The sequence below is a fragment of the Corallococcus sp. AS-1-6 genome, assembly GCF_020037015.1.
Lineage (GTDB): Bacteria > Myxococcota > Myxococcia > Myxococcales > Myxococcaceae > Corallococcus.
This window is the reverse complement of the sequence record NZ_JAIQDE010000002.1, coordinates 1-25,497: the sequence shown is the minus strand read 5'-3', so window position 1 is coordinate 25,497 and position 25,497 is coordinate 1. Positions and strand designations below refer to the sequence as shown.

Genomic DNA, 25,497 nt, shown 5'->3' with positions numbered 1-25,497 from the left:
CGCTCGGACGCCGAACTTCCTACCGCACCTCACGCGAGCCCCTTCGACCATGTCCCTCAACTGGAAGTACCAGGAGTCCTTCGCCGGCCGGCACATCGGTCCGGAGACCCCTGAAGTGAAGCAGATGCTGTCCACGCTGGGCGTGGACTCGCTGGACGCCTTCATCGAGTCCGCCGTGCCGCCGGTCATCCGCGCGCAGGAGCCCCTGCGGCTGCCCGCCGGCAAGGGGGAGAACGAGGTGCTGGCGCAGTTGGAGGCCATCGCCGCGAAGAACCAGGTGTTCCGGTCCTTCATCGGCATGGGCTACTCCGACACCCACGTCCCCAACGTCATCCTGCGCAACATCTTCCAGAACCCGGGCTGGTACACCCAGTACACGCCCTACCAGGCGGAGATCGCCCAGGGCCGGCTGGAAGCGCTGCTCAACTTCCAGACGATGGTGACGGACCTCACCGGCATGGAGGTGGCCAACGCCTCCCTGCTGGATGAAGGCACCGCCGCGGCGGAGGCCATGGCGCTGGCGATGCACGCCAAGGGCGACAGCACCGGCGGCGCGTTCTTCGTCTCCGACGGCTGCCACCCGCAGACCCTGCACGTGGTGCGCACGCGCGCCATCCCGCTGGGCGTGGAGGTCGTCGTGGGCGACCACCGCACGGTGGACCTGTCCCAGAAGAAGTTCTTCGGCGCGCTGGTGCAGTACCCGGCCACGGACGGCGTGGTGCATGACTACCGCGCGTTCGGTGAGAAGGTGCACGCGGCGGGCGGCCTGCTCGTCGTCGCGGCGGACCTGCTGGCCCTGACGCTGCTCACGGCGCCCGGCGAGTTCGGCGCGGACGCGGTGGTGGGCAGCGCGCAGCGCTTCGGCGTGCCGCTGGGCTACGGCGGCCCGCACGCCGCGTACTTCGCCACGAAGAACGCCTACACCCGCGTGATGCCGGGCCGCCTCATCGGCGTGTCCGAGGACGCGCAGGGCCGGCCCGCGCTGCGCATGGCGCTGCAGACGCGCGAGCAGCACATCCGCCGTGAGAAGGCCACGAGCAACATCTGCACCGCGCAGGTGCTGCTGGCCGTGATGGCCGGCATGTACGCCGTCTACCACGGGCCGGAGGGGCTCAAGGCCATCGCGGAGCGCGTGCACGGGCTCACGGTGGTGCTGTCGCGGGGGCTGGCGAAGCTGGGCTTCAAGCCGAAGCACGAGCAGTTCTTCGACACGCTGCGCGTGGAGCTGACGCCCGCGCAGGTCCGGGGCGTGCTGTCCGCCGCGGAAGCCGCGAAGATGAACTTCCGCCGCATCGACGAGAAGACGCTCGGCCTGTCGCTCGACGAGACGACGCGCGCCAGGGACGTGGAGGACATCCTCGCGGCCTTCATCCAGGGCGCGAACAAGTCCGCGTCCCCGGTGAACCTGGACGAGGCCGCCGAGGGCCTGGAGAGCCCGCTCGTCCCCGAGCTGCGCCGCTCGAGCGCGTACCTCACGCACCCCGTCTTCAACCGCTACCACTCCGAGACGGAGATGCTGCGGTACGTGCGCCGGCTGGAGGCGAAGGACCTGTCCCTCACGCACTCCATGATTCCGCTGGGGAGCTGCACCATGAAGCTCAACGCCACCGCGGAGATGATCCCCGTGACGTGGCCCCAGTTCAGCAAGCTGCACCCGTTCGCGCCCACCTCGCAGGCGGCCGGCTACAAGGTCGTCTTCGAGCAGCTCGAGCACGCGCTGTCCCAGGTGACGGGCTTCGCCGGGTGCTCGCTCCAGCCCAACGCGGGCAGCCAGGGCGAGTACGCGGGCCTGCTCGTCATCCGCGCCTACCACCAGGCGCGCGGGCAGGGGCACCGCGACGTGTGCCTCATCCCGTCCTCCGCGCACGGCACCAACCCCGCCTCCGCGGTGATGGCGGGCTACCGCGTCGTCGTCACGAAGTGCGACGAGAACGGCAACATCGACCTGAGCGACCTGCGCGCCAAGGCGGACGAGCACAAGGACAAGCTCGCCGCGCTGATGGTGACGTACCCGTCCACGCACGGCGTGTTCGAGGAGGAGATCCGGGAGATCTGCTCCACCATCCACGAGCGCGGCGGCCAGGTGTACATGGACGGCGCCAACCTCAACGCGCAGGTGGGCCTCACCGCGCCGGGGCTGGTGGGCGCGGACGTCTGCCACATCAACCTGCACAAGACGTTCTGCATCCCGCACGGCGGTGGCGGCCCGGGCATGGGCCCCATCTGCGTGGCATCCCACCTGGTGAAGTTCCTCCCCGGGCACCCGGTCATCCAGACGGGCGGGGCGGACGCCATCGGCGCCATCTCCGCGGCGCCGTGGGGCAGCGCCAGCATCCTGCTCATCTCCTGGATGTACATCCAGATGATGGGCGGCGAGGGCCTGACGCAGGCCACGAAGATGGCCATCCTCAACGCCAACTACGTCGCGGAGCGGCTCCAGCCGCACTACCCGGTGCTCTACCGGGGCAAGCGCGGCCGGGTGGCCCACGAGTGCATCGTGGACCTGCGCCCGCTCAAGAAGACCGCGGGCGTGGAGGTGGAGGACGTGGCCAAGCGCCTGATGGACTACGGCTTCCACGCGCCCACCGTGTCGTTCCCGGTGGCGGGCACGCTGATGATCGAGCCCACGGAGTCCGAGTCCAAGGCGGAGCTGGACCGCTTCTGCGAGGCGATGATCGCCATCCGCCAGGAGATCCGCGACGTGGAGGAGGGCCGCGCGCCCAAGGACAACAACGTCCTGAAGAACGCGCCGCACACCGCGCGCACGCTCACCGCGCCGGAGTGGAACCGCCCGTACACCCGCGAGCAGGCCGTGTTCCCCACGACGTGGGTGCGGGACAACAAGTTCTGGCCGTCCGTGGGACGCCTGAACAACGTGCTCGGTGACCGCAAGCTGGTGTGCTCGTGCCCTCCCATCGAGGACTACGACACGCCCGCGCAGAAGGTCGCGTAAGGCCAGCCTCGACAGCCGCTGTCACCAGGGCCGTCTTCCAGCGCACCGGAAGGCGGCCCTCGTGTTTCTAGCGGGCCTTCGCGGGCTCCACGTGGACCACCACGTCCACCACCTGGGGGTAGGCGCCGTGCAGCGTCTCCTCCACCTTGTCGGCCACCTCGTGGGCCTGCGAGGTGGTGAGCTGCGGGTCGACCTCAATCTTCAGGTCCACGTAGACGCTCTCCTCCATGCCCCGGCTGCGCACGTCGCGGCAGGAGCGCACCCCGGCCACGGACAGCGTGTGCTGGGACACCTGCGCCGGGTCCAGGCGCGCGGTGTCGGAGAGGATGCCCACCGCCTGCCGGACGATGCCGTAGGCCACCCGCGCCACGAAGACCATCACCGCCAGGGCCACCAGCCCGTCCGCGCGCGGGAAGCCCAGCGCCACCAGGGCGATGGAGCCGAGCACGGCGATGGTCACGAACACGTCGGACAGCGTGTGCTGCGCGTCCGCGAGCAGCAGCGAGCTCTTGTACTTCTCCCCGTAGTGCCGCTCCACGCGGGTGACGGCGAGGTTGATGACGAGCGTGAAGACCATCACCGCCGCCATCGTCACCGTCACCGTGGGGTGCTTGTCGTGCAGGAGCGAGTCGAGCGCCATGCGCCCCAGCTCCAGCATGCCCACGCCAATCATCGCGCCGATGCCCAGCGACGCGAGCGCCTCGAACTTGCCGTGGCCGTAGGGGTGGTCCGCGTCCGCCGGCCGCGACGCCACGCCCATGGCGACCAGGCCCAGCACGTTGGAGCCGCCGTCGATGAACGAGTGCAGCCCGTCCGCCGTCACCGACGCGGACTGGGCCATGAGGCCGAAGACGAGCTTGGCGGCGGCCACCACCCAGTTGGCCCCGAGGATGGCCAAGAGGACGAAGCGGACCTTCCGGTTGCGCTCCTGGAGCGCGGCACTGCGGTCGACGATGGAGGCTTCCACGGCGGGGCAGGGTAGTGCCTCCGCGCCGTCCACCGCGAGGATTCCGTGAGGCCTACTGTCGGAACAGCCGCATCCGGGGGCCGCCGCCCATCTCCAGGAAGAAGCCGAACTGGAAGCGCACCGTCGCGTCCTGGCTCAGCAGGCCGGAGGGCGGGTTGGGGAAGGGCTGCGCGCGCTTGAAGGACGCCACGGCCTCCATGTCCAGGAAGTCCAGGCCGCTGCTCTTCTCCACCTGGATGTCCTTCACCGCGCCGCGCTCGTCCAGGGTGATGGTGAGCAGCGTCTGCCGGTCTCGCCCGGAGTAGATGTTCCCCGTCGGGTCGCGCATGCGCAGTTGCTCGTTGGGGTTCCAGTGCATGCCCACGCTCTGCTTCACGCGGTTGAAGAAGCTGGCGTACTTCCACTCGCGCGTGTTGAGGAAGGTGCCGTCGCCCTCCTCCTGGTCCCGGAGCATGTCGTTGGGCGCCGCGCCCACCACCTTGTCCATGGCCGCCTGCGACGGCATCAGCGTGGCCAGGCCCGGGGAGCCCACGCGGCCCGCGGAGCCCTCCTGCTCGCTGTCCTCGCCCTGGCCGGGCTGGATGCGCAGGTGCTTCGCGTTTCCCTGCGTGGCGTCGCTCTCCGACTGGTTCTTCACCGCCATGCCCGGGCCGCGCTCGCGCGGATCCGTCTTCATGGCGATCTCCTGCTTGCGGCGCGTCTCCGGCATCTCGAAGACGGGCTTCTTGCCGCCCTGGGACGGGGTCCGGTCGTCCGCGCCCTGGCCGTTGTTGCCCGACACGCGCGGGGGCTGCACCTGGTCCTGCGCCGCGCCCTCCTGCTTCTGGGGCGCGGTCCGCTGGGGCATGGCGTTGCGGTAGTGGGCCGTCTGCTCCCGCGCCCGCGTCTCCTTCTCCACCGTGTTGTTGTGCTCGGCCAGGTACTTCGCGTCCGGGGACTGCTGATCATTCCCCGGCGCCACGTCCACCACCTGGCCCTGGGGCTTCGTCTCGTCCGGCTTCTTCTCTTCCTTCGGCTCGCGCTTCTCCGTGGGGCGGGGCTTCGTCTGCTGCGGGGTGACGTTCCCCCGGTTCTTCGCCCACTGGTCCGACGTGAGCGGCCTCACCGCCACGGACGTGGGCCGCGCGGGGCGCTTCTCATGCGGGAGGTTCGCCTGCACGGCCGACACCAGGAGGACGAAGCCCACGAAGGCGGCCTGGGCCAGGAGCGCCAGGATGCCCGCCACCAGGTAGCGCAAGGGCGCCCGCTGCCTGCGCGCGCGCCGCTGACGCCAGTCTGTCGAGGAACCCGTGCCCACGGCCTGATGATAAACCTCCGGACCGCTTCTTCAGTCCCGAACGCGCGCCCCGTAACACCCGGGACATCAAAGAGATTCACGAGACGGCTCGCCGGTTGCGCGATTTGTTCCCTGGACCTCAGTAGATGGGGGCCACCTGCGCCCCATTGAAGTAGAAGCGCAGGATCTCCGGATAGGTCTGGCCCGCCTCCGCCCGGCCGATGGCGCCTGTCTGACACATGCCCACGCCGTGGCCCCAGCCGCCGCCCCGGAACAGCCATCCGGTGAGCCGGCCCTCGGCGTCCCGCTCGGGCTCCACGGTGGCCATGCTGCTGTTGAGCATCCCGAAGAGCCGCCGGATGTTCAGCTCCCCGCGCACCTGGGTGGCGCCCCGCGTGCCTGACAGGGTGAGCAGCCGGGCGCGCCCGGACACCCCGCGCTCGGACAGGGCGAGCCCCTGGATGGACCCCACCCCCAGCTTCTCCGTGAGCGCGTCCACCTGGGCCTGCGTGAAGCGCTTCTCCCACCGGAACTTCGTGGGCTGCGCGAAGCTGGACAGCCTGCACGCGGCGGGCACGTCCGCCGTCGCCAGCCAGGCCTTGAGGTTGGACGGGCCGGGCACGTCCGGCGCGGGCTCCAGCAGGTCCGGCCGCCCGCGCAGGCTGGGGTCCGGCGGGCCGCCCCACACCACGTCGTTGTCCTCGGTGTGGCCGCCGCACACGGCGCTGTAGACGGAGTCCACCAGCCGGCCGTCCTGACTGAAGAGCGCCTGGCCCCGGGTGGCCTCCACCGCGGCGGTGGTGCTGGCCGCCTCGCCGGTGCGGCCCCGGTACACGGCGCAGTGCTGCTCCGAGCAGAGGAGGTATGGATCCGCCAGGTGCTTGATGCCCACCTTCGCCAGCACCTCGCCGCGCGCGGTGACGGCCTGGGCCTTGAGCGCCTCCGGGTGCGCGCGCGCGAAGATTTCGGACGGCACCAGCCCCTTGAGCAGGTCCTCCAGGCCCACCACGTTCACCACCGCGAGCTTGCCGCTCCGGTCCACGGCGAACTGGAGCGCGCCCCGGAAGCTGCGGTCCTCGAAGGCGTGGAAGTCGTAGCCCACGCCGTACTCCACCTGCCGCACGTCGAAGCCGCTGCCGTCCGGCGTCTCCGCGTCCAGCCGGTCCTGCGCCAGGCCCACCACGGCGTCGTTCTCGTCCTTCAGCTCCAGGATGGCGCGGGAGGGCTTGCGGACCTCCTCGAAGAGCGTGGTGCGCAGGCCGTAGCGGCGCAGCAGCTCCGTCTGCTGTTTCGCCGCGGCCTCGGGCGTCAGCGCCTCCTCCCCCAGCAGGAGGTAGCGCCGGTTGTCGATGACCTTCCCGGCGATGCCGTACACGGAGCCCAGCGTGTGCGTGCGCACCGCGAGCCCCCGCGCGCGCCACGTCTCCTGCGCCTCCGCGAGCCCCGCCTTGTCCGCGAAGCGGAACTCGCCCAGTTGCAGCCGCGCGCTCCACTGGGCCGGCTCGCCCTGCGTCACCCGCACCGTCCAGCGCGAGCCCGCGGGCGCGTCCAGCACCTTGTCCCCCGGTCCGCCGAAGCGCAGCCGCATCCGCGCGCGCGGCGAGAACGTCACGACCTCGCGCCCCTCCATCAGCTTGATGGGGAGGCGCGGCTCGCCGTTGCGGAAGTCCAGGCGCTTCAGGTCCTGCGGCCCGGGCAGACCCGACGTGAGCGGATCCTCCAGGCCACTCGGGGCAGGGGGCGTCACGCCCGCGTCGGCGGGCTTCGCGGGGACGGAGACCTCCGGCTCGCCCAGGCCCCGGGTGCTCGGGGCAGGTGAGGGCGCCGGCGTGGCGCAGGAGGCGAGCAGCAGGGCGGTCAGGAGAAGGACGGCTTTGGACACGGCGGCGGCACCGTAGCCGCCATGGGGCCGAGCGTCACGGTTCTCCCTCCCGCTGCGGCGCGTCTGACCCTGGATGACCGGCAGTGAATAGAACGCCCGACACCGTGCGTTGCCCCTGCTCATGCGAATTCTTGGAGGCAACGGATTGAAGACGCGACACACCCTGATGGCCTCCCTGGCCGCCTGCACCCTGGCGCTTGGGACGACTGCTTGTGGCGCCGGCGGTGGCGCTGGCGGAGGCACCGGCGGTTCCTCGAACGCCGGTACCCAGGCCCCCGCGACGAACGCGGGCCCCTCAGGACAAGTCGAGAAGGCGCCCGCCGCTCCGGGCAAGGCGCCGCCCATCGGCGTGCAGCCGGTGGAGAACACGCCCGCCGCGCAACTGCCGGACCACGCGGACCACGCGCCCATCGCGGAGCCCGGTCCCCAGCCCGCCGTCAGCGCCCAGGCCATGGCGGAGACGCCCGTTACCACGCCCGCCCATGACTGGGTGGTGTCGCCCAATGGCGACGACGGCGCCGAGGGCACGGAGGCCGCGCCGCTGCGCACCATCGCCATGGCGGTGAGCAAGGCCGGCCCCGGCGACCGCATCCGCGTGCTCGCGGGCACCTACGCCGAGCGCGTGGTGCTGGGTGACAACGCCCAGGCCGGCACGCCCGAGGCGAAGATCACCCTCCAGGGCGAGGGCCGTCCCAAGCTCACCCCGGGCAGCGGCTCCGGCGCGGCGGTGCAGGTGCGCCGCGCGAACTGGGTCATCGACGGGTTCGACATCGACGTGGAGGGGCAGCCCATCTTCGGCGTCACCTTCGAGGGCGACGTGCAGGGCACGGTGCTCGCCAACTCGGAGCTGCACAACGGCACCGGCGGCGCGGGCGTCACCATGTTCAACAACGCCAAGGGCGCCACCCTCGAGAACAACAACATCCACGACTTCGTGCGGACCACCGGCAACAAGGACTCGCACGGCGTCGTGATGCAGCCCGCGTCCTACGACGTGACGGTGCGCAACAACGACATCCACGACGTGTCCGGTGACTCCGTGCAGTGCCTGGGGCCGGAGGGCTTCAGCGACCTGCCGCCCGCCACGGGCCTGCTGGTGGAGAACAACCACTTCTTCAACAACCGGGAGAACGCCGTGGACATCAAGACGTGCCGCGACGTCATCATCCGCAACAACCGGATGCACCAGTTCCGGCCGTCGGAGACGGCGAAGGGCGACGTGCTCGTCATCCACTACTCCGCCAACAACGTGCTGGTGGAGGACAACGAGCTGTATGACGGCGCCAAGGGCATCTCCGTGGGCGGCAACCACGAGGGCCCCGTGCCCCAGTCCGTCGTCGTGCGCCGCAACCGCGTGCACGACATCACCGACGCGGGCGGCGGCGAAGGCACCGCCATCCGCCTGGAGAACTCCAAGGGCACCGTGGTGGTGAACAACACCATCACCCGCGCCAAGGCCGGCATCATCCTGGGCCACGGCACGGGCGGCCCCACGGAGACGCTGCGCGTGGAGAACAACCTGGTGGACGCGCCCGTCAGCGTGGACGTGGGCGGCCAGGCCCCCGGCCTCCACATGAGCAACAACCTCTATCCGGCCGGCACGCAGTTCAAGCACAACGGCCAGCTCCAGGCCCTGGACGCCTTCAAGGCCGCCACCGGGGACACCACCTCCAACGGCGGTGACGTGACGGTGTCGGACACCTTCGCCCCGTCCCCCGCCGCCCAGGACAAGGGCCTGGACCAGGGCCAGCCCTTCTGCGGCGCGGCCCCGGACATCGGCGCGGTGGAGCTGGGCTGCTAGGCCCGCCCGGGAAGACCCCCCCCGGAAAAGCAGAAGGCCCGATGCGGAGACTTCCGCATCGGGCCTTTTGTCTGTGAGGCGCCACCCGGATTCGAACCGGGGAATGAAGGTTTTGCAGACCTTTGCCTTACCACTTGGCTATGGCGCCGCAGCGATTGGGGCCGGGGTTATACGCAGCCCGGCAGGAGCCGGTCAAGGAAGCAACACCATCCAGTCGTGCTTCTCGTCCCGCTACCATGCGGCGCGGGGCGTCAGCCCCCAGCGAGCGAGGGAGCACACGATGCTGCAGGGCCATGGGGTCTTCCAGGAGGAGCACGACGCCTTCCGCCGCACCGTCCGGGCGGTGGTGGACAAGGAGCTGCGCCCGTTCGCGGCGGACTGGGAGGCCCGGGAGGAGTTCCCCCGGGAGCTCTTCACCCGCTTCGGCGAGCTGGGCTTCCTGGGCCTGAAGTACCCGGAGGCCTACGGGGGCACGGCGGCCGGGGAACTGTACGAGGCGGTGCTCCTGGAGGAGCTGGGCCGCTGCGGCTCCGGCGGCGTGGCCGCGGGGCTGGCGGGCCAGTTCACCATCGCGACCGGCCCCGTGCACCTGTTCGGCACGGACGCCCAGAAGCAGCGCTGGCTGGCCCCCGCCATCCGGGGGGAGAGGATTGGCGCCCTGGGCATCTCCGAGCCGGACGCCGGCTCGGACGTGGCGGGGCTGCGCACCACCGCCCGCCGCGACGGCGACCACTACGTCGTCAACGGCTCCAAGACGTACATCACCAACGGGGTGCGGGCGGACTTCGTGGTGCTGGCGGTGAAGACCGACCCGTCGCGCGGCCACAAGGGCCTGTCCATGCTGGTGGTGGAGCGGGGCACGCCGGGCTTCAGCGTGGGGCGCAAGCTCCAGAAGGTGGGCTGGCGCGCGTCCGACACGGCGGAGCTCTTCTTCGAGGACTGCCGCGTGCCCGCGGAGAACCTGCTGGGCGTGGAGAACCAGGGCTTCTCGCAGATCATGGGCAACTTCCAGTGGGAGCGCCTGTCGCTCGCGCTGGGCGCGCTGGGCGCCATGGACGACATGCTGGAGACGGTGCTCGAGCACGTGAAGCAGCGCCGCGCCTTCGGGCAGACGCTGGCGGGCTTCCAGGTGGTGCGCCACAAGCTGGCGGACCTGTACACCGCCCGTGAATGCGCGCGGCAGCTCACCTACCACGCGCTGCGCCTGCACGTGGCCGGCGAGTACGCCGTCGCGCAGACCTCCATGGCCAAGAAGGTCGCCACGGAGACCTGCTGCCGCGTGGCCGACGAGTGCCTCCAGCTCCACGGCGGCGCGGGCTACATGATGGAGTACGACATCCAGCGTCACTGGCGCGACGCGCGGCTGGGGCCCATCGGCGGCGGCACCAGTGAGGTGATGAACGAAATCATCGCCAAGCAACTGGGGCTCTGACGCCCCCGGCGGGCCTCCCCGGAGCAGGCGGGCGGACAGGCGGGAAGAGCGGAAGAAGCCCTCCGGTTCATGTTCGATGGAGTCAGTCGCCTCGGGGAGGTCCCGGTGGAGCCCACCATCATTTGCGATGAGCTGTTCATGCGTCTGGGGGACGAGGATGTGCTCGTCCTGGATTGCCGCGACGCGATGGACTGGGAGCGGTTCGAGATCCACATCCCCGGCGCGCTGCGCATGACGGCCTCGGAGATCGCGCGGGACCTGGCGATGCTGCCGGACGACGAGCTCATCGTCCTCTGCGGCACCACCCAGGACTGCGCGGACATCCGCCGCGTCTGCCGCGTGCTGCGCCTGCGGGGGCGCAACGCCGTCTGCCTCGCCGGCGGCCTCCACGCCTGGGTGACGGGGGGCTACCCCACGGAACGCCACACGCGCGCCCCCTCCCACGCCCACCGTTGAGCGGCGGATGCAGCGCGTCGTGAAACAGTGTAAGGAGCGCCCTGCCGCCTCCACCGGAGACCCTCCACGATGGCCAAGCTTCGCGCCGTACTCATTGGCGCCACCGGACTCGCGGGCCAGCAGTTCATCGCTGCCCTGAAGGACCACCCGTTCATCGAGCTGACCGGGCTCGCCGCTTCGCCCCGCTCCGCCGGAAAAACCTACGCGGACGCCCTGCGCGCCTCCAACGGCATGCTCGCCTGGTTCGTCCCGGAGCCGCTCCCGGAGGCCATCGCCCGCATGACCGTGGTCAGCGGCGACGCCGTCCAGGCGAAGGACTACGACATCGCCTTCTCCGCCGTGGAGGCGGACGTCGCCCGTGAAATCGAGCCGCGCCTGGCCCGGGACATCCCGGTGTTCTCCGCCGCGAGCGCCTTCCGCTACGACGCGGACGTGCCCCTGCTCATCCCCCCCGTGAACGCCGCCCACGCCCCGCTCATCCACGAGCAGCGCCGGCAGCGCGGGTGGAAGGGCTTCATCGTCCCCATCCCCAACTGCACCACCACCGGCCTCGCCGTGACGCTGGCCCCCCTGGCCGAGCGCTTCGGCGTGAAGGCCGTGCTGATGACCAGCCTCCAGGCCATGTCCGGCGCCGGACGGTCGCCCGGCGTCATCGGCCTGGACATCCTCGACAACGTCGTGCCCTACATCCCCAAGGAGGAGCACAAGGTCGAGGTGGAGACGAAGAAGATCCTCGGGGCGCTCGACCCCGCGGGCTCGGCGCTCACCCCGCACGACGTGCGCGTCTCCTGCACCTGCACCCGCGTCGCCGTCCTGGAGGGCCACACCGAGTCCGTCTTCGTGTCGCTCGGGAAGAAGGCCTCCGTGGCGGAGGTCGCCCAGGCGATGCGCGAGTGGCAGGGCGCCCAGGTGGCGAAGGACCTGCCGTCCGCTCCGCCCCGGTGGATTGAAGTGCTGGACGACCCGTTCCGCCCCCAGCCCCGCATGGACCGGGACACCCACGGCGGCATGGCCACCACGGTGGGCCGCATCCGCGAGGACGGCGTGCTGGAGAACGGCTTCAAGTACGTGCTCGTCTCCCACAACACCAAGATGGGGGCCGCGAAGGGCGCCATCCTGGTGGCGGAGCTGCTTCGGGCGCAGGGCTTGCTGGGCTGACCGGGGAAGCGGACCGGGTGGGCCCCTAAATTCAGGGTGCCAACCCCGGCCGCAACCATCTACTGTGCGCGGCCACGGACGCGCGGAAATCCGCACAGAGGAGAGATCAACATGGCCTACGTCGTCGCCGAGCCTTGCATCAAGTGCAAGTACACCGACTGTGTCGAGGTGTGCCCGGTCAACTGCTTCTACGAGGGCGCGAACTTCCTCGTGATCCACCCGGACGAGTGCATCGACTGCGGCGCTTGCGAGCCCGTCTGCCCGACCAAGGCGATCTTCCCCGAGACCGAGCTGCCCTCGGAGTGGTCGGAGTACAAGAAGCTCAACACCGACTTCGCGTCCAAGTGGCCCAACATCGCGGAGAAGAAGGCCGCCCTGCCCGAGGCCGAGGAGTACAAGGACAAGAAGGGCAAGCGCGCGGAGCTGAACACCGCGCCCGGGAAGTAGGCGCGGGCCGAGTCGCCCGAGTGCGCCCGTGGTGATGAAGGCCCTTGCGCCCCCTGGCGTGAGGGCTTTCATCGTTCGTGGAGGCTGGCGGGGGAAGGGCATCGCCGGACGTTCACCCCGCCTGGAGGACGCTGAGCCGCAGCCCCCGCGCCTCCAACGCATCGCGCAACCGCGCCACGTCCTCGGCGGGAACGGGCCCATGGCGCCCCTGGATGCGCAGCGCCACCTCCCGGGGCCCCGTCCGCTCCACCTCCACGGTGGCCTCCAGCGGCCCCCGCAGGCTGAGTCCCAGCGCCGGCCGCTGTGACTTCACGAAGACCTCGATCTTCTCGATGAGCGCCAGGGTGGACTCGACCTGGGCGACAGGAGGGCCGGCCGGTGCGGCACCCTCCGCGGAGCCGCTCGCCACGCGAGCACCTTCGGGCGCGGGGCCGCGCGACAGGCCTTCCGGGGAACGGTCATCCCGCGAGGACGCGGGGAGGGGAGACAACACGGGACGGGGCTCCGCGCGGAAGGAGCGCTCCACCTCGCGGGCCAGCAGCTCCGACGCACGGTGGGTGGCCTGCGTCCCGCCCTCCGCGAGCGCCTCCTGCCGCACCGCCCCCAGCCGCCGCGCCTCCACGTGCATGTCCTGCCGGGCCTGGCGGAGCGTCTCCGGGCTCCCCAGCGCGCTGCGCGTCGTCGAGAGGACGGTCCCCGCCGCACGGACGCCGGGAAGCGCCGGAGTCGCCCGCGTCGCCGGCCCCTGTCCACCGGCGCGGAGCAGGCCGGGCTTCGGAACGGGGCCTGGAGCCACCGGCTCGCGGCGGGGCCCGGGACGCGGTGGCGCGCCGGGCCGTCCGGAGGTCCGCTGGAGGACCTGTTGGAACGCGTCCTTCTCCGGGGGGACCTTCTCGTTTTTGGAAGGGGCGTCCTGACCTTCGACCTTCATGGCGTGCCTCGCGCGCAAGGGATGCGCGGGCATGAGCAGCGGCCGTGCCAGTCAGGCGGGGCGCGCTCCCGGGAGGAGGGGGCGCGGCGGAGGCGGCACGGCAGGGGTGCCGCCCCCGGGATGGGCGTGCGGAACGCGGGACGGCGCGCTTCAGCGCTTGCTGCCGAAGCCGCCCGGCTGCATGGGCGCGGTGCCCGTCAGGTCGTTGAACGCGAGCGGACAGGCCGCCACGGCGTTGGGATCCGCGAGCGCGGGGTTCTGGGCCCAGTCTCGGTCCTGGAAGAGGTACGCGTCGCGCACCTCCAGCTCCTTGAGCTGCTTGCGGTACTCCCAGAAGCGGCCGCGCAGGAGCACGCGCGCGCCCTTCGGCAACTGCGTCAGCGGCGTGTACTGGTCGTCCTTCAACCGCGCCGTGATGTTGATGGCGGGCCGCACCTTCGGCTTGCCGTAGGTGAGCCCGGACAGCAGGCCGTCATTGCCCGGATCCGGCAGGTAGAAGACGAGCCGGGCCACCAGCGCAGGAGGCTCCGGCGGAGGGCCCTTCTTGCTCTTCTTCTTGGGCTTCTCCAGCTTCGCGTCGACGAACTCCAGCCCCGCGAAGGCGACCTCCTTGTCCAGGTAGTCGTCGCGGAACTTCGCGTCCGCCACGCTGGCCGCGGTGGTGTTGGCCTTGAGGACCTCCACGTCGTAGCGCTCCAGCATCGCGGGCAGCGTGAAGAAGAAGCTGTCCACCGGCTTCACGCCATCCGCGATGAAGCGCAGCTTGCTCAGGTCCAACGGCGGGTAGTACGGCGCGAGCGCCACCGCCGTCTGCATCCACTCCGGCGGCAGCCGCTTGTCGATGAGCACCCGCCGCATCATCGACACCAGGAACATGTTGGCCGGGAAGCGCGGCGTGGAGAGCTGCGTGCCCAGCGCCTGGATCAGCACGGGGTCCAGGTAGAAGTTCTCGTCGCGCTTGTGCAGGTACGGCGCGGACTCGCCCACGATGGTGAGCAGCGCGCCCACCAACTGCGCGCAGTTCGCGTCGCTCGTCCCCTGGACCAGGGCCTGATTGACGCGGGAGCGGAGGAACCGCTTGTCCATGTCCGCTTCGCGGAACACGGGCGGCTCTCCCGTTCCAAAAAAGAACTCCTTCTGGGCGAGCGCGGGCGTCGACAGCAGGCCCACGGACAGGGCGAAGAGGGCACGGGTACGCATCGGCCTGAACCCTACCATGCCCTCCCGGAGGTGATCCTCCTCCGGGAGGCCCCACCCATGCGCGGAGTGCGGTCCGCTCCGGGCCCGACGTGAGAGGGCAATTGCAACCGGATGACCCGATGCGGCGGGGCTTTCGCGACAGTCCCTTTCGGGGCCAGGGGGCAGGGGACGGGGCGAGCGCGCGCGGGGCGTGCCGGGGCGGCGGGCGGTGGTTTTTTCCGCCTGTTGGCGGCGCGGGCTTTTGTGTACCTTGCCCGGAGCCATGCCGACGCCTCCAGAGACATCCCCGGCACCCGTCACCATCGCCCACATCAAGGACGAGGCGGAGCTCATGCAGGCCCTCGCCATCCGCGAGGTGGTGTTCATCGAGGAACAGCACGTGCCCGAGGGCATCGAGCGCGACGCCGAGGACGCCCACGCCTACCACGTCATCGCCTACCAGGGCGGCCACGCCATCGGCACCGGCCGGCTGGTGAAGCTGCCGGAGCCGCCCGCGGGGCAGACCGGGACGTGGGGCCAGATTGGCCGCATGGCGGTGCTCCAGGCGCACCGCAAGGCCCGCGTGGGCTCGCTGCTCCTCACGTCGCTGGAGGAGGAGGCGCGCCGCCGCAACGTGAACGGCATCATGCTGCACGCCCAGCTCTACGCGCTCGACTTCTACAAGAAGCACGGCTACCAGCCCGTCGGCGCCGTCTTCGACGAAGCCGGCATCGACCACCTGGAGATGCACAAGCGGCTGTAGTCCCGCGCCGCTTCGCCGTCAGCGCCTCGGAGGACGGGGCGCGGGCGGCTCGGCGTGGCGCGGATCCTCGGGCCACGAGTGCCGGGGGTACTTGCGGCACAGCTCCTTGCGGATCGCCGGGTAGTGACGCTCCCAGAAGCCCGCCAGGTCGGTCGTCACCTGCACGGCGCGCATGTTGGGGGCCAGCAGGTGCAACACCAGCGGCACGCGGCCCGCGCCCACGCTGGGCCCCTGCGCCATCCCGAAGAAGTCCTGCAGCCGTGACTCCACCCAGGGTGGCTTGTTGGGCTCGTAGTGCACCTTCACGCCGCGCCCGCCAGGCAGGGTGACGCGCTCGGGGGCGTGGTTCGCCAAGAGGCGCTGCTGCTCGGAGGTGAGCCGCGCGTAGAGCGCGTCCAGCAGCGACACGCCCTCCAGGTCGGAGAAGCTGCGCGCGCCCACGCACAGGGACGCCAGCGCGTCGCGCATGAAGCCCGCGTCCACGGTGGGGAAGCCCGCCTCGGGGAACGCCTTGCCCAGCAGGTCCACGCGGGTGCGCCACTGCTCCAGCGCCTCGGGCTCCGCGAAGCGCTCCGGGCCCGCGGCCAGCGCCGCCTCGGCCAGCACGCGCGCGGCCTCCTCGGACGGCGGTGCGGGCGTGCGCGTCTCCTCCAGCACGAGGTTGCCGTAGGCCAGCCGGGTGAGCCGCTCCACGCGGCGCGAGTCCGCGTTCCACTGGAGGGTGTCCACCTCCTCCAGCGCGTCCGGGTAGAGGTCCAGCAGCCACTCGGCCTCCACGGCGCTGGCGAGCCGCACGACGGCGCCGCGGCCGGGGCGCTCCTCCGCGTCCACGGCGACCATCAGCTCCGCGTCCTGGACGACGCTGAACTCGGACAGGCTGGTGGTGCCGCCGCCGAACATGAGCAGCTCCGGGGAGCGGGGCCGCCGCCTGCGGGCCACACGGTCCGGGTAGCCCGCGAGCACGCTGAGCATCAGCGCCTGCTCCACGTCCTCGGGGCGGCTGGGGCGCGAGCCCTGTTCGCGGACCGCGCGGCGCAACTGCTTCTGCACGCGCTCCACGGACTGCACCGCGCCCGCGTCCAGGGACAGCGACTGCATGCGGCCGGAGGCGAAGCCTGAACGGCCGGCCTCGCGGAAGCGCTCCAGGAGCTCCAGCAGGTCGGAAGGCCCGCTGACGAGCGCGGACGCACGGCCCCCGCCGCCCAGGTTGGCGCGGGCCTCGCGGCGGATGTCGCGCTCGCCCATGAGGGCCGCGAGCACAGCGGCATCACCGCCCACGCCCCGCCGCTCGCCCTCGACGATGACGCGCGCCTGGCGGGGGTGGACGGGGAAGCGCAAGAGCCGCTGGCCCACGTCCGTCACGCCGCCCTTCGGGTCCACCGCGCCCAGCCGGCGCAGCAGCGTCTCCGCGGCCTCCAGGGCGGGGGCGGGGGGCGGCTCGAAGAATGGGAACGCCGTCAGGTCCTTCACGCCCGACGCACGCAGCGAGAGCACCGTCTCGGCCAGGTCGGTGCGGCGGATCTCCGGGGCCTCCTGATCCGGCCTGCCGTCGAAGTCATGCTGGGTGTAGAGGCGCACGCAGTGCCCGGCCCGGGTGCGGCCCGCGCGGCCGGCGCGCTGCACGGCGGAGGCCCGGCTCACCTTGCCCAGCTTGAGCTGCGGCAGCCCGGACCAGGGCGAGTGGGACGCCACGCGAGCAAGCCCGCTGTCGATGACGACCGCGACGCCGTCGATGGTGACGGACGTCTCCGCGACGTTGGTGGACAGGATGATCTTCCGGCGCGAGCTGCGGCGCACGGCGCGGTCCTGCTCCGCGGGAGAGAGGTCGCCATGCAGCGGGAGCACGTCGGCGTCATGGCGCTCGGCGAACTCCGCGCAGGTGTCGCGCGCGCGGCGGATCTCCCCGGCACCGGGGAGGAACACGAGCACGTCTCCGTCGACGCCCTGGGTGAACAGGCGCTTGAGCGCGGAGAGCACCTGCTGATCCAGGTGCCGCTCGTCCGGCGCGGACAGGTATTCGACGCTGACGTCGAAGCGGCGGCCCTCGGAGCGCAGGGAAGGGGCGCCGCCCAGGTACGCGCGGACGGGCTCGGCCTCCAGGGTCGCGGACATCACCACGAGCTTGAGGTCCGGGCGGGCCGTCTCCTGCAGCCGCCGCAGGAGCGCGAGCGAGATGTCCGCGGACAGGTGCCGCTCGTGGAACTCGTCGAGTACGACGATGCCCACGTCGCGCAGGGTGGGGTCGGTGAGCAGACGGCGTCCGAGCACGCCCTCGGTGACGAAGGACATGCGCGTCTTGGGCCCGCGGACGTCCTCGAAGCGGACCTGGTAGCCGACGGTCTCGCCCACGCGCTCGCCAATCTCCTCGGACACGCGCTGCGCGGCGAGCCGGGTGGGCAGCCGCCGGGGCTGGAGGACGACGATCTCCTTGCCAGCGCCCAGCCCTGCCTCCAAGAGCGCGCGGGGAACACGGGTCGTCTTGCCCGCGCCGGGCGGCGCCTCCAGCACGAGCGACCGCGCGCTCCGGAGCGTGGAGACGATGTCAGGCAGGAGGGGATCGATGGGAAGGGCGACGTCCGCCATGTCCGGGTTCCTCTTCACGGCGGGGGACTCACCGCGCGTCGGGTCTCAAGGCGTGCCAGCCTCGGACGGGTCGGTCTTCTTGCGTCGCTTGGGGCGCACGGCCTCCGGAGCACCGGAAGCCGAAGCATCCGAAGGAGCGTCGGCCTGAGCGGTCTCCGCGGCTGGCGCGGCGTTCTTTGGAGGCCGGCCCCGCCGTGCGGGACGCGCCGCGACGGGAGCCTCCGGAGCGACGGGGTCGGCGGCGGCGGTGACCTCCTCGGCCCCACCGTCCGAAGCCGGGGCCTCGGCGTCGGCGGCCTCCGCCACGGTCTCCTCCAGGGGAGCCTGGGCCTCCGGCTCATCGGGAGCCGCCTCCAGGGAGTCGTCTCCGGAATCCTCCTCGGACCCCTCGAACGCCTCCTCCTGGTCGGCGTCACCTTCCTCACCGAAGAGGTCCGAAGCGCCGTCCTCCGCGGAGAGCGCGAGCGACTTGCCCGCGCGCTTCCGGGGCTTGAGGGTGAGGCCCGCGGCCTCGAAGACCCCGGGCACGGGAACGAGCGCGGCCTCCGCGAGCAGCCGCCCCTGCCGCAGCGCCACGTCCAGGCGCCGCCCCAGCGACACCAGCGCCTCGCGCAGGGCCGCCTCCTGCTCCGGGGGCAGGGGAGTGGGGGAGAGGCTCGCGGTCCACGCGGCGAACGTCGCGGCGACCTGGTCCACGACGGGGCGGACCATGGCGAAGTCGTCGCGGGAGAAGATGCGGGTGACGTAGGCGCTCTTGAGCCGCCGCTCGTACGACGCGGCGTACTCGTTGACCAGCTCCACGGGCGCCCGGCGCAACTGCGGGAACTTGAGGTGGGGGAAGAGCGCCTCGATGACGGGGGCGCGGCTGCTGGCGGTGAAGGTGATGCCGGCGTGCAGCTTCTCCAGCGCATCCACCCAGCGGCCCTGCTGATCGAACGAGAACTCCTCGCGGGCCTCGTCGAGCTCCGGCAGGTCCTTCACCTGCTCCAGCAGGCCGCCCGCGGGCTCACGGGCCTCGCGCAGGCGCTCCAGCGCGGAGGCCAGCCACTGCTTCTCGGCCTCCAGCCCCGGCCTGCCGACGACCATCTCCTCCGCCGTGGCGAGTCGGGCCTCGAAGGCCTCGGCGAAGCGGATCAGCTCATAGGATTCGAGCGTGGACGACATGCGTGAACGACTCCTCGGAGGGGCGGCGGAGATACCACACCTTCACCGTCCGACGAGCAGGGCCTCCATGGCTCCAGGGGCGGAGAAGTCCGCGAAGGCCCACTCGGCGCCTGCGTCGCGCAGCGCCTGGGGCGTGAAGTTGCCCGTGCCCACGCCAATCGTCTCCGCGCCAATGCCCTTGGCGGCCGCGACGTCCTTCGGCGTGTCGCCGATGATCACCACCCGGCACGCCTCCAGCCGCTCACCCAGTTGCGCCGCTCCGGCCTGTGCGCCGTGCCGGATGAGCGCCACGCGGTCCTCGAAGTCGCAGCCAAAGCCGCCGAAGGCGAACTGGTCGTGGATGTTCACGCGGTCCAGCTTCACCTTGGCGCCCGCGCGCACGTTGCCGGTGCCCAGCCCCACCGCGAAGCCCGGCCGCGAGCGAGCCTCCATCACGGCCTCCCGCATGCCCGGGTGCAGCCGGTACTCGCGCGCGTCGACCTTGGGAACCTCCAGCCCCAGGTGGGCGACGTACGCGTCGATGACCGCGCTGATGGTGTCCTCGGTGTCGGGCTGGCCGATGATGCCCAGCCCCTTGCGGACGATGGCCCGGTCCGTCATGCCGGACATGCTGAAGCCATCGCACGCGTCGCGCCGCTGGTGAAGTTGCTCGAAGGCCAGGCCCATGGCGCGGCGTCCGGCGCCGCCGGTGGTGACGAGGGTGCCATCGATATCGAAAAGAAGGACGGTGGGGCGCATGGCCTCCCATCTAACGGAACGCCCCGCCCGGCGCGAGCCCCGAGCAGTCCACCAGGGCGGCTGCCCCCGCCATGCCCGGCTCAGGGCTCCGCGAGCGTGAGGCCCTGCTGGAGCGCTTCGCGCACCCGGGGAACCTCCTCCAGGGGGAGCCGCTCCTCCAACACCTCGCGCACCCGCTGACCGCCCAGCCGGCCGAGCGCCTGGGCGACGGCCTCACGCAGCCGCAGGTCGTGGTCCTCCAATCGGGCCTGCAGCGTCGTCACGGCCTCGAACCCCAGCCGCTGGCCCAGCGCGGCCGCGGCCTGCGAGCGGACCTCCGAAGGCCGGTGCGGATCCTCCAGCATCGCCTGGAGCGTCTGTCCCGCCTCCGGCGATTCCACGCGAGCCAGCGCCGTCACGGCCCGCATCCGCTGCGCGTCCGGGACGCTCGTGTCCTCCGCCAGCGCGGCCAGGACGGGCACGACCTCCGGCCCGAACCTGCGCCACGCCGCCTCGGGGGCCAAGGTCGGTTGTGAGAGCAGTCCCAGGGCCTCCGTGCGCAGCGGTCCGGGAACGGCGACGGCCGGAGGCGCGGATGCCGCGGCCGGGGTCTTCGCGCCGGCCGGAGCCGCCTCGGACACGGGCCCCAGGCCCGCGAGCACGACGAGACCGGCCAGCGCCACCCAGCGCGAGGACGCGGAACGGCACGGCACTGGCGAGGGACGAACACCGCGGGGGCGGGACGGCTGGCTCGGCATGCGGGGCTCCCGGAGGGGAAGGGGAGCCCCGTTATACGACGGCTGCCGGTCCGGACTCGATAACGCTAAGGTCGGTCCACCATGGCCGGACGCGTCTTCTTCTTCCTCCAGCACGCCACGTACGAGCCCGCCTATCAGGCGGCCTCCATGGGCATCACCGCCGCCGCGATGGGCGACGACGTCTACTTCGTCTTCGCCTTCGAGGCCCTGCGCCAACTGGTCCGAGGCGGCTTCGGCCTGGCGCACAGCGAGCGCGAGCGCACTGAGGCGGCCCGGGCCGAAGGGCTCAATGTGCCCACCCCGGCCCGCATGTTGGAGGAGGCGCGCGCCCTGGGCGCGAAGCTCGTGGCCTGCGACACCACGGTGCGCATCTGTGGCCTGTCGCCTCAGGAGCTGCACGGCACGCTGGACGAAGTGATGGGCCTGGCCTCCATCTGGAGGCTGACGGAAGGCGCGCGCGTCCTCACGCTCTGAGCGGACACCCGCGCCGCTCCCCACCCTCCGGAAGGAGGCGGATGTCCGACAGGGGAAGCGGATCTGCCCTCGGGGATCGCCTGACGTTGCAACTTGGCAGCACTACCTGAATGGAACCTGCCTGCCGCGAGTCGCTGTAGCCTCGGTGGGCGTCCACGCGTTACGCTGGGGCATTCGCAGTTCGTTGTCCCCCCCTGGAAGGAACCCTCAAAGCCTATGCGCGCCAAGTCGACCCCCCTGAGCGCACTGCTGGCCGGCACCCTTGGTGTCGCCGTGATGGCCGGCTGTCAGACGTATGACTTCGAGCCGGTGGAGCCGCTCGCGATCGCCCAGACGACGAAGGAGACGGTGATCACCGCCCGCAGGAGCAAGCCGGACGTGATGCTCCTCGTGGACATCTCCGGCTCGATGACCCTGCCGGTCAACAAGGACCTGGTCGTCAACGGCACGCGCGTGTGTGACCTGACCCAGGACGGCTTCACCTTCACCTGCCGCGACGACTACCCCTGCGACACGTCGAAGTGCCCCACGCGTTGGAGCGAGCTCCAGGGCGCGATGGGCCCGTTCCTCGCGGAGAGCGGCAAGCTGGTCCGCTTCGGCCTGACGACCTATCCGGCGCCTCCGCCCGTGCTGCCGCCTCCGCAGAAGCCGAGCGCCGCCCAGTTGTGCGCGCCCGCCGCCACCGGAGAGAGCGTCCGCGTCGCCATCCCCTTCGACAAGGACTCGGACGCGGAACTCCAGCTCCACGCGAACTCGGTGAATGACAGCATCCAGTCCATCCCCAACGGTGGCGCCAACCGCCCCCAGGGTGGTACGCCGACCGCGCAGAGCCTGCTGTTCACGAGCACCCTCCTCGGCCCCCCATCCGAGGAACGCGATCAGATCATCATCCTGCTGACCGACGGTCTGCCCAACTGCAACGACAACAACGCGAACAACGGCAGCAGCGCCGCGTGCCGCTGCACGCTCGAGGAGCCGACGCAGTGCTCGGCGGAGCTGAGCCCGTATTACAAGCGGGGTTGCCTCGACAAGGACGCCTCCGTGCTGGCGGTGGAGTCGCTGAAGACGAAGAAGATCTCCACCATCGTCATCGGCTTCGGCGCGGAGACGTCGACGGGTGACGGCCCCAGCGTCCTCAACGAGATGGCCCGCGCCGGTGGTTACGCGCGCACCTGCAAGGCCAGCGTCGACTGCGGCACGGGGGACACCTGCGACGTCAACACCGGCCTCTGCGGACGGTCCTTCTACCAGGCGGGCAATCGCGAGGAACTCGCGGCCGCGCTGAAGTCCATCAGCGAGCAGATCCTGCCGGGCGAGCCCTGCTTCACCAAGCTCGAGAAGAGCCAGATGCCCTCCGATGAGAAGCTCATCGTCGTCTACATCGACGGCGAGCGCACGCTCGCGGGCCCCGACACCTGGTCGCTGGACCAGTCGGACCCCGAGAATCCTGGCGTGCGGTTCACGGGCAGCGCCTGCGCGAAGCTGGAGGCGTCGCGTCCGGAAGACCCGGTCAGCGTCGAAGTGCGCGCCATCCGCCAGCTCTAGCGGCAGGCAGGCGGAGGCGGCTTTACGCGGGCGGAGGCGGGGATTATAGGGTCCTCGCCGGGCCGGTCGCCTCCGCCATGAAAATCACTGTCCTCTCGCGCTCCGCTTCCATCTCGTCCACGCGGCGGATCGTCGAAGCAGGCCGCGCGAGGGGACACCGGGTCCGCGTGCTCAACCCGCTCCGGGTGCAGATGCATCTGGACGGGGGCAGCCAGGCGACCCTCTTCTACGACCGCAAGAAGCTCACCCCCACCGACGTCGTCATCCCGCGCATCGCCCTGTCCATCAGCACCTACGGGCTCGCGGTGGTGAACCAGTTCGGTCTGGCGCGCGTGCCCCTGGTGAACCATGCCCAGGCCATCGCGCAGTCGCGCAACAAGATGCGCGCCCTCCAGCTCCTCTCCGCCCACGGCATCGACATCCCCGCCACGGTGATGGCCCGGGACGCGGCCCACCTCAAGGAAATGGTCGGCCTGGTGGGCGGGGTGCCCGTGCTGGTGAAGCTCCTCCAGGGCCAGGAGAAGCACGGGGTGATGGTCTGCGAAAGCCTCCAGTCCCTGGAGGCGGCGCTCGAGGCGGTGCTCGGTCTGGGGCACAACCTGGTCATGCAGGAGTACGTGCGGAGCACCGGCCAGGACGTGCGCGTGCTCGTGGTCGGCGGCGAGGCCATCGCCTGCGTGCTGCGCAAGCCGCGCCCCGGGCGCCTCTCGCACACGCTCAACCGGGGCGCCCGCCTGGAGGCCCTGCCGCTGTCTCCCGGCCATCGCGCCACGGCGGAGAAGGTCGCCCGGCTCGTGGGACTGGAGGTGGCCGCGGTGGACATCCTGGACGTCCAGGGACACCCCAAGGTCTTCGAAGTGAACAGCTCGCCCGCGCTCCTGGAGATGGAGGCCGCGACGGGCCTGGACCTGGCCACGCCCATCATCCAGCGGGCGGAGGCCCTCGTCGCCGGCGCCGTCCCCGTCTGGACCGCCGCCCTGGAGACGCCCCAGGCCCTTCCCCCGCCACCGCCGGGGCGCAAGGGCGCCGTGAAGGTGAGCGCGCCGCGGAGTTAGAAGAGAAAGCGCTCCCCGCGCGTCCGAAGCCCCGGTATACGAACGCCGCCTTCCTGGAGACACCCATGCCCCGCACCCGCCGCCTCCCGACCCTGGCCCCCCTGCTGCTGACGCTCGTCGGCGCGCCGGTGCTGGCCCAGGACGTGGACCCCGCAACCCTCTACGAGGTCACCACCGAGGGGACGTCGACGCAGGTGAAGGCCGGAGGGCAGGGCACGTTCGTGCTCGCCATCAAGTCGAAGCCCGGCGCCCACGTCTCCGACGAGGCCCCGCTGAAGCTGGAGCTGACGGGCAAGCAGCTCACGCCCGCCCAGAAGACGCTGACGCGTGAACAGTCGGTGGCGAAAAAGGCGGACGGCCAGCAGTTCGTGGATCCGCGCTTCGAGGTCCCCTTCACCGCGGTGTCCGCCGGCAAGGGCACGCTGGACGCGACGCTGACCTTCTTCATCTGCACGGAGAAGATCTGCGCCCGTCAGAAGAAGACCTTCTCGCTGCCCGTGGAGGTCCAGTAGCCCCCATGCGCGAGCGCTCCTCCAAGCCTTCCAGTGGTGACCGCGGCGGCCACGAAGCCCCGCGCTACGTCCATGGCGTCAACCCCGTGCTGGAGGCCCTGCGAGCCCACCCGGACGCGGTGGAGCGCCTCTTCATCGTCGACGGGCAGGTCGGCGCCAAGGCCGCCGGCGAGCTGCTCAGCCGCGCGCGTGACGCGGGCGTCCGCGTGGAGAAGGTTGGCCGGGAGCGGCTGTCCTCGATGGCGGAGGGTGGCGTGCACCAGGGCGTCGTCGCCGAACTGCGCGGCTTCCAGTACGTCGAACTCGAGGACGTGCTGGAAGCGGCGAAGGCCAGGAAGCAGCCCGCGCTCGTCGTCGTGCTCGACGGCATCCAGGATCCGCACAACCTGGGCGCCATCATCCGCTCGGCCCACGCGCTCGGGGCCCACGGCGTCGTCCTGGCCAAGGACCGCGCCGTGCAGGTGACGGGCACGGTGGCCAAGGCCTCCGCCGGCGCCGTCGAGTACTGCCCCATCGCGCGCGTCACCAACATCTCCCGCGCCCTGGAGCAGTTGAAGGAAGCGGGGCTCTGGGTCGCGGCCGCGGACGTGGAGGGCGCGGAGCCCCTGTGGAGCGCCCGCCTGGACGGGCCCCTGGCGTTGGTCGTGGGGGCCGAGGGGGCGGGCGTGAGGGAAGGCGTCCTCAAGCACTGCGACTTCCGCCTCCGGATTCCCATGGGCGGTCAGGTCGGTTCATTGAATGCGTCGGTTTCCGCCGCGATTCTGCTATACGAGGTCGCCCGTCAGCGGGGCCGTCCTTCCCGCTAACGACCCCGGATCAATCTCCTTGACTTGGAGAGTGGGGGCTTCTAAAAGGTCGCGCCTCTCAAGTCGCTGCCGAGGGGTTGACGGTCCGCTCGGGATGAGGTAGGGCGGGGCAGTTGCTGGATGGATGCCGGTGTAGCTCAGTCGGTAGAGCAACTGATTTGTAATCAGTAGGTCGCGGGTTCAAATCCCGCCGCCGGCCAGGTAGGACGGGCCGCGGAAAAGGGCCCGGGACGCAGCGAGATGGTGTAGTGAGCAGCACGCAGCACGACAAGCGAATATCTGGAGAGATGCCCGAGCGGCCAAAGGGAGCAGACTGTAAATCTGCCGGCTCTACGCCTACGGTGGTTCGAATCCACCTCTCTCCACTCGGCAATGCGGGAATAGCTCAGTTGGTAGAGCGTCAGCCTTCCAAGCTGAATGTCGTGGGTTCGAATCCCATTTCCCGCTCCAACCGTTGTAGTGAATCGCCAAGCCCTGATAGCTCAGTTGGCAGAGCGCATCCTTGGTAAGGATGAGGTCACCAGTTCAATCCTGGTTCAGGGCTCCATTTTTCGAGGAGTGTCATGTCCAAGGAAAAGTTCGATCGCAGCCTGCCCCACGTGAACATCGGAACGATTGGGCACGTGGACCACGGCAAG

The 25,497-nt window shown here is 71.0% G+C and carries 21 protein-coding genes and 5 tRNA genes; 16 read left to right on the top strand and 10 right to left on the bottom strand.

Annotated elements, in window-relative coordinates:
- Nucleotides 1-49: 49 nt before the first annotated feature.
- Nucleotides 50-2,953: an aminomethyl-transferring glycine dehydrogenase gene (gene gcvP, locus K8612_RS02995; RefSeq protein ID WP_223761195.1), complete on the top strand. Its 2,904-nt coding sequence runs from the start codon at nt 50-52 to the stop codon at nt 2,951-2,953.
- 67 nt (nt 2,954-3,020) lie between these two features.
- Here the strand turns inward: gcvP and K8612_RS02990 are convergent, their stop codons facing one another.
- The 3 genes from K8612_RS02990 to K8612_RS02980 form a co-directional block, all read right to left on the bottom strand.
- Nucleotides 3,021-3,920, bottom strand: coding sequence for a cation diffusion facilitator family transporter (locus K8612_RS02990; protein WP_223761194.1), 900 nt, complete (start codon nt 3,918-3,920; stop codon nt 3,021-3,023).
- A gap of 52 nt (nt 3,921-3,972) precedes the next feature.
- Nucleotides 3,973-5,217, bottom strand: coding sequence for an energy transducer TonB (locus K8612_RS02985; protein WP_223761193.1), 1,245 nt, complete (start codon nt 5,215-5,217; stop codon nt 3,973-3,975).
- A 118-nt stretch (nt 5,218-5,335) separates the two neighbouring features.
- Nucleotides 5,336-7,201, bottom strand: a complete 1,866-nt coding sequence (locus K8612_RS02980) for a SpoIID/LytB domain-containing protein (protein WP_223742187.1) — start codon at nt 7,199-7,201, stop codon at nt 5,336-5,338.
- A 22-nt stretch (nt 7,202-7,223) separates the two neighbouring features.
- Between K8612_RS02980 and K8612_RS02975 the strand changes: the two genes are divergently transcribed.
- Nucleotides 7,224-8,879, top strand: coding sequence for a right-handed parallel beta-helix repeat-containing protein (locus tag K8612_RS02975; protein ID WP_306799599.1), 1,656 nt, complete (start codon nt 7,224-7,226; stop codon nt 8,877-8,879).
- Nucleotides 8,880-8,955: 76 nt separating this feature from the next.
- On the opposite strand, the gene K8612_RS02970 is transcribed toward K8612_RS02975, so the two are convergent.
- Nucleotides 8,956-9,027 (bottom strand) — tRNA-Cys (locus K8612_RS02970).
- 132 nt (nt 9,028-9,159) lie between these two features.
- Between K8612_RS02970 and K8612_RS02965 the strand changes: the two genes are divergently transcribed.
- The 4 genes from K8612_RS02965 (at nt 9,160) to fdxA (ending at nt 12,372) form a co-directional block, all read left to right on the top strand.
- Nucleotides 9,160-10,311, top strand: coding sequence for an acyl-CoA dehydrogenase family protein (locus K8612_RS02965; RefSeq protein WP_223761191.1), 1,152 nt, complete (start codon nt 9,160-9,162; stop codon nt 10,309-10,311).
- A gap of 105 nt (nt 10,312-10,416) precedes the next feature.
- Nucleotides 10,417-10,767, top strand: coding sequence for a rhodanese-like domain-containing protein (locus K8612_RS02960; RefSeq protein WP_223742297.1), 351 nt, complete (start codon nt 10,417-10,419; stop codon nt 10,765-10,767).
- Nucleotides 10,768-10,836: 69 nt separating this feature from the next.
- Nucleotides 10,837-11,925, top strand: a complete 1,089-nt coding sequence (gene asd, locus K8612_RS02955) for an aspartate-semialdehyde dehydrogenase (RefSeq protein WP_223761190.1) — start codon at nt 10,837-10,839, stop codon at nt 11,923-11,925.
- Between the two features lie 111 nt (nt 11,926-12,036).
- Complete coding sequence (gene fdxA, locus K8612_RS02950) at nt 12,037-12,372, top strand: ferredoxin FdxA (protein ID WP_223742183.1); 336 nt, start codon at nt 12,037-12,039, stop codon at nt 12,370-12,372.
- 112 nt (nt 12,373-12,484) lie between these two features.
- Here the strand turns inward: fdxA and K8612_RS02945 are convergent, their stop codons facing one another.
- Both K8612_RS02945 and K8612_RS02940 read right to left on the bottom strand, forming a co-directional pair.
- Nucleotides 12,485-13,303 (bottom strand): hypothetical protein, encoded by an 819-nt coding sequence (locus tag K8612_RS02945; protein ID WP_223761189.1) that lies wholly within the window; start codon nt 13,301-13,303, stop codon nt 12,485-12,487.
- A gap of 150 nt (nt 13,304-13,453) precedes the next feature.
- Nucleotides 13,454-14,503, bottom strand: coding sequence for a hypothetical protein (locus K8612_RS02940; protein WP_223761188.1), 1,050 nt, complete (start codon nt 14,501-14,503; stop codon nt 13,454-13,456).
- Nucleotides 14,504-14,765: 262 nt separating this feature from the next.
- On the opposite strand from K8612_RS02940, the gene K8612_RS02935 reads away from it, so the two are divergent.
- On the top strand, nt 14,766-15,245 hold the full coding sequence (locus K8612_RS02935) for a GNAT family N-acetyltransferase (protein WP_223761187.1): 480 nt from the start codon (nt 14,766-14,768) through the stop codon (nt 15,243-15,245).
- A gap of 18 nt (nt 15,246-15,263) precedes the next feature.
- Here the strand turns inward: K8612_RS02935 and hrpB are convergent, their stop codons facing one another.
- From hrpB to K8612_RS02915, 4 genes are all read right to left on the bottom strand, one after another.
- Complete coding sequence (hrpB, locus tag K8612_RS02930) at nt 15,264-17,828, bottom strand: ATP-dependent helicase HrpB (RefSeq protein WP_223761186.1); 2,565 nt, start codon at nt 17,826-17,828, stop codon at nt 15,264-15,266.
- 45 nt (nt 17,829-17,873) lie between these two features.
- On the bottom strand, nt 17,874-18,992 hold the full coding sequence (locus tag K8612_RS02925) for a hypothetical protein (protein ID WP_223761185.1): 1,119 nt from the start codon (nt 18,990-18,992) through the stop codon (nt 17,874-17,876).
- Nucleotides 18,993-19,034: 42 nt separating this feature from the next.
- Entirely contained in the window at nt 19,035-19,730 is a 696-nt protein-coding gene (locus K8612_RS02920) for an HAD family hydrolase (RefSeq protein WP_223742177.1), read from the bottom strand.
- Nucleotides 19,731-19,810: 80 nt separating this feature from the next.
- Nucleotides 19,811-20,422 carry a HEAT repeat domain-containing protein gene (locus K8612_RS02915; RefSeq protein WP_223761184.1) on the bottom strand — a complete coding sequence of 204 codons (612 nt, stop codon included), beginning with the start codon at nt 20,420-20,422 and terminating at the stop codon, nt 19,811-19,813.
- Nucleotides 20,423-20,548: 126 nt separating this feature from the next.
- Between K8612_RS02915 and K8612_RS02910 the strand changes: the two genes are divergently transcribed.
- From K8612_RS02910 to K8612_RS02870, 9 genes are all read left to right on the top strand, one after another.
- The gene (locus K8612_RS02910) at nt 20,549-20,941 is read left to right on the top strand and encodes a DsrE family protein (RefSeq protein ID WP_223742175.1); all 393 of its coding nucleotides are present in this window, start codon (nt 20,549-20,551) and stop codon (nt 20,939-20,941) included.
- A gap of 216 nt (nt 20,942-21,157) precedes the next feature.
- Nucleotides 21,158-22,486 carry an adventurous gliding motility lipoprotein CglB gene (gene cglB, locus K8612_RS02905; protein ID WP_223742174.1) on the top strand — a complete coding sequence of 443 codons (1,329 nt, stop codon included), beginning with the start codon at nt 21,158-21,160 and terminating at the stop codon, nt 22,484-22,486.
- A gap of 77 nt (nt 22,487-22,563) precedes the next feature.
- Nucleotides 22,564-23,541: a RimK family alpha-L-glutamate ligase gene (locus tag K8612_RS02900; protein ID WP_223761183.1), complete on the top strand. Its 978-nt coding sequence runs from the start codon at nt 22,564-22,566 to the stop codon at nt 23,539-23,541.
- Nucleotides 23,542-23,606: 65 nt separating this feature from the next.
- Nucleotides 23,607-24,053, top strand: coding sequence for a hypothetical protein (locus K8612_RS02895; RefSeq protein WP_223761182.1), 447 nt, complete (start codon nt 23,607-23,609; stop codon nt 24,051-24,053).
- Nucleotides 24,054-24,058: 5 nt separating this feature from the next.
- Nucleotides 24,059-24,859: a 23S rRNA (guanosine(2251)-2'-O)-methyltransferase RlmB gene (gene rlmB, locus K8612_RS02890; protein WP_223742171.1), complete on the top strand. Its 801-nt coding sequence runs from the start codon at nt 24,059-24,061 to the stop codon at nt 24,857-24,859.
- A gap of 126 nt (nt 24,860-24,985) precedes the next feature.
- Nucleotides 24,986-25,058: transfer RNA gene (locus K8612_RS02885), tRNA-Thr, on the top strand.
- A gap of 82 nt (nt 25,059-25,140) precedes the next feature.
- Nucleotides 25,141-25,224 (top strand) — tRNA-Tyr (locus K8612_RS02880).
- A gap of 9 nt (nt 25,225-25,233) precedes the next feature.
- Nucleotides 25,234-25,309, top strand: a tRNA-Gly gene (locus tag K8612_RS02875).
- Between the two features lie 21 nt (nt 25,310-25,330).
- A tRNA-Thr gene (locus K8612_RS02870) sits at nt 25,331-25,406 on the top strand.
- The last annotated feature ends 91 nt before the right edge of the window (nt 25,407-25,497 follow it).